Raw genomic sequence first — 3,623 nt, forward strand, 5'->3', positions numbered from 1 at the left:
GCCCGCGTCCCGGGCGACCTGGTCGACCGAGAGGCCGGTGGACTCCAGCAGGTACCGGGCGCGTTCGACGCGCTGCTGGGTGAGCCACTGGCCAGGGCTGACGCCGGTCTCCTCGCGGAAGCGCCGGGTGAAGGTGCGTACCGACATGGCCTCCTGCTCCGCCATGTCCCGCAGCTGGATCGGCTGGTGCAGCCGGCCGAGCGCCCAGGCACGGGCCGCGGTCGTGGTGGCCTGCTGCGGGTCGGGCACCGGGCGCTGGATGTACTGCGCCTGCCCGCCGTCGCGGTGCGGCGGGACGACCGTACGCCGGGCCACCTCGTTGGCGACGGCCGTGCCGTGGTCGCGGCGCACGATGTGCAGGCACAGGTCGATGCCGGCCGCGACCCCGGCGGAGGTCAGCACGTCGCCGTCGTCGATGAACAGCACGTCCGCGTCGACCCTGACCTTCGGGAACAGCCGCTGGAGGCGTTCCGCGTCGGCCCAGTGGGTGGTCGCCGGGCGGCCGTCGAGCCGGCCGGCGGCGGCCAGGACGTACACGCCGGTGCAGATGGAGGCGAGCCGGGTGCCGGGCCGGATGCGGTCCAGGGCGGCGGCCAGTTCCTCCGTCAGCACGCCCTCCTCGTAGACCGGGCCGAGTTCGTACGATGCCGGGACGATCACCGTGTCGGCGGTGGCCAGGGCCTCCGGGCCGTGCGGGACGTGGATGGCGAAGTCGGCGTCCGTCTCGACCGGGCCCGGCGGGCGCACGGAGCAGGTGACGACCTCGTAGACATGGCGGCCCCGCGCGTCCCTGGGGCGGCCGAAGATGCGGTGCGGGATGCCCAGTTCGAAGGGGAGCAGCCCGTCGAGGGCGAGGACGACGACGCGGTGCGGACGGAACTCCGGGCCACCGTTCGGCTCACGGGTCATGGCCCGATCCTAGCGAAGGCTGTCCCTCGGGCCACTCGCTCGCGATCGCCGCGGACCCGAAGCTCTATGACGTGAGCGAGACAACCGATGCGACGACCGATGCGACAGCCGTCGAGAACACCCCTCGGACCGCGGTCGAGAACACCGTAGAGAACACCGGCAGGGAACCCCGCCCCGCCCGCACCCGCCGGATCCACCGCGCCTGGTTCGTCGCCGCCGTCACCTTCGTGACGATCATCGGCGCCGCCGCCTTCCGCTCCCTGCCGGGCCTGCTCATCGACCCGCTGCACCAGGACTTCGGCTGGTCACGCGGCACCATCGGCGCCGCCGTCTCCGTCAACCTCGCCCTCTACGGCCTCACCGCGCCGTTCGCGGCGGCCCTGATGGACCGCTTCGGCATCCGCCGGGTCGTCGCGGTCGCGCTGATCGTGATCGCGCTCGGCTCCGGGCTCACGGTGTGGATGACGGCCGCCTGGCAGCTCATGCTCTGCTGGGGCCTGCTCGTCGGCCTCGGCAGCGGTTCCATGGCGCTCGCCTTCGCCGCGACGGTCACCAACCGCTGGTTCACCGAGCGGCGCGGCCTGGTCACCGGCATCCTCACCGCCGCGTCCGCCTCCGGGCAGCTGGTCTTCCTGCCGCTGCTGTCCTGGATCGTCGAGACCCACGACTGGCGCCCGGCCGCCGTCACCGTCGCCCTCGCCGCCCTCGCGGTCGTCCCCTTCGTCTGGCTGCTGCTGCGCGACCACCCGGCCGACGTGGGGCTGAAGCCGTACGGCGCGACGGAGTTCGTGCCCAAGCCACCGCCGGTGCCGGGGGCCGCGCGCCGCGCGCTCACCGTCCTCCTCCAGGCCGCCCGCACGGGCCCGTTCTGGCTGCTGGCCGGCACCTTCGCGATCTGCGGCGCCTCCACCAACGGCCTGATCCAGACCCACTTCGTGCCCGCCGCCCACGACCACGGCATGCCCGTCACCGCCGCGGCCTCGCTGCTCGCGGTCATCGGGGTCTTCGACGTGGTCGGCACGATCGCCTCCGGCTGGTTCACCGACCGCTTCGACGCCCGTCGGCTGCTCGCGGTCTACTACGCCCTGCGCGGTGTCTCGCTGCTCTTCCTGCCGATGCTGCTCGGCCCGTCCGTGCACCCGCCGATGATCTTCTTCATCGTCTTCTACGGCCTCGACTGGGTCGCCACCGTTCCGCCCACCGTGGCCCTGTGCCGGGAGCACTACGGCGAGGACAGCGCGATCGTCTTCGGCTGGGTGCTGGCCTCCCACCAGGTCGGCGCCGCCCTGGTCGCCTTCCTCGGCGGCGTGGCCCGCGATGTCTTCGGCGAGTACGACATGGTCTGGTACGCGTCCGGCGCACTGTGCGCGGCCGCGGCACTGATGGCCCTGGTGATCCGCCGCCGGCCGGCCGCCCCGCGACTCGCGGCGGCCTGAGGGGGACTCCCCGTCGAAGGCCTCCCCGTCGAAAGCCTCCCCGTCGAAGGCATTCGCCGTCGGAGGCCCTTTCGCGCCCCACCGCCCAGGCGCCGGGCGGGACGTCACCCGGGCAGCCGCGACACCCGGTCCCCGAGCCTGCGGGCGACCGCCTTCGCGATCTTCTCCGCGTCCCTCGCCAGCTCCCGCAGCATGCCGCTGATGGGGTTGGTGTACCCGGTGAAGTACAGCCCTGGGGCGTGGCGCGGGGTGCGGGCGCCGTGCGCCACCGGGCGGCCGTGGGCGTCGAGCACGTCGAGATGGCCGACGAGGCCCTCCAGCGCGCGGACGTATCCGGTGGCGGCGATCACCGCGTCCGGGGCGATGCGGGCGCCGTCGGCGAGGACGACCTTGCCGTCCTCGAAGGAGTCCACGGCGGCGACGATCTCGACCCTGCCCCGGCGGACCGCGTCGATCAGGCCCACGTCCTGGACCGGGACGGCACCCTCGCGCTGGCGGCTGTAGAGGCCGGTGTCCGGGCGGGGCAGGCCGTGCGCCGACAGGTCGGGCACGCTGATCCGGGCCAGCGGCCGGGCCAGCACGTCGACCAGGCGCACGGGCAGGCGACGGACCAGGACGCCGCTGTACTGCGCGGCCCACCCGGCCGTGGAGCGGCGGACGATGTGCGGGACGGTGCGCACGGCCAGCCGTACCCGCGCGGCTCCGCCCTCCACCAGGTCGACGGCGATCTCGGCGCCGGTGTTGCCGGTGCCGACGACGAGGACGTCGCGGCCGGCGTAGGGCGCGGGGTTGCGGTAGTCGCAGGAGTGCCGGAAGTCGCCGGTCCAGTCGGCGAGGCCGGGCCAGCCGGGGACGCGGGGGGTGTGGTTGTAGCCGGTGGCGACGACGACGGCGGCGCCGGTCAGCTCCCGGCCGCCGGTGGCGTGCAGCAGCCAGCCGGTGCCGTCGGGGGAGCGGTCGACGCGGGTGACCTCGACGCCGGTCACCACGTCCAGCTCGTGGTGCTCGGCGTACTTCTCCAGGTAGCGCACCACGTTGTCGCGGGAGACCCAGCGGCCGAAGCGGCGCGGCATCGGCAGTCCCGGAAGGCCGGACAGCCGGCGGGTGGTGTGCAGATGGAGCCGGTCGTAGTGGCGTCGCCAGGAGGCGCCGACCCGGTCGGACTTCTCCAGCACCACGGCCCGTACGCCCTGGGCGCGCAGCGCGTACGCGGCGGCGAGGCCGCCGGGACCGCCGCCGATGACGTAGACCGGGTGCCGGCCGGGGGCGGCCGGGGCG

3 protein-coding genes are annotated in these 3,623 nt (G+C 74.4%); 1 reads left to right on the forward strand and 2 read right to left on the reverse strand.

Annotation, left to right across the window (positions count from 1 at the left end; all coding sequences use genetic code 11):
• The coding region (locus CCN42_RS25915; RefSeq protein ID WP_086739231.1) for a GlxA family transcriptional regulator at positions 1 to 909 on the reverse strand (909 nt) is incomplete at its 3' end.
• Between the two features lie 71 nt (positions 910 to 980).
• Here CCN42_RS25915 and CCN42_RS25920 point away from each other — a divergent pair.
• Positions 981 to 2,345 carry an MFS transporter gene (locus CCN42_RS25920; protein WP_086739233.1) on the forward strand — a complete coding sequence of 455 codons (1,365 nt, stop codon included), beginning with the start codon at positions 981 to 983 and terminating at the stop codon, positions 2,343 to 2,345.
• A gap of 104 nt (positions 2,346 to 2,449) precedes the next feature.
• Here the strand turns inward: CCN42_RS25920 and CCN42_RS25925 are convergent, their stop codons facing one another.
• On the reverse strand, positions 2,450 to 3,586 hold the full coding sequence (locus CCN42_RS25925; protein WP_086739235.1) for a flavin-containing monooxygenase: 1,137 nt from the start codon (positions 3,584 to 3,586) through the stop codon (positions 2,450 to 2,452).
• Positions 3,587 to 3,623: the final 37 nt, after the last annotated feature.

The sequence above is a fragment of the Streptomyces glaucescens genome (assembly GCF_002154375.1).
GTDB classification, from domain to species: Bacteria; Actinomycetota; Actinomycetes; order Streptomycetales; family Streptomycetaceae; genus Streptomyces; species Streptomyces glaucescens.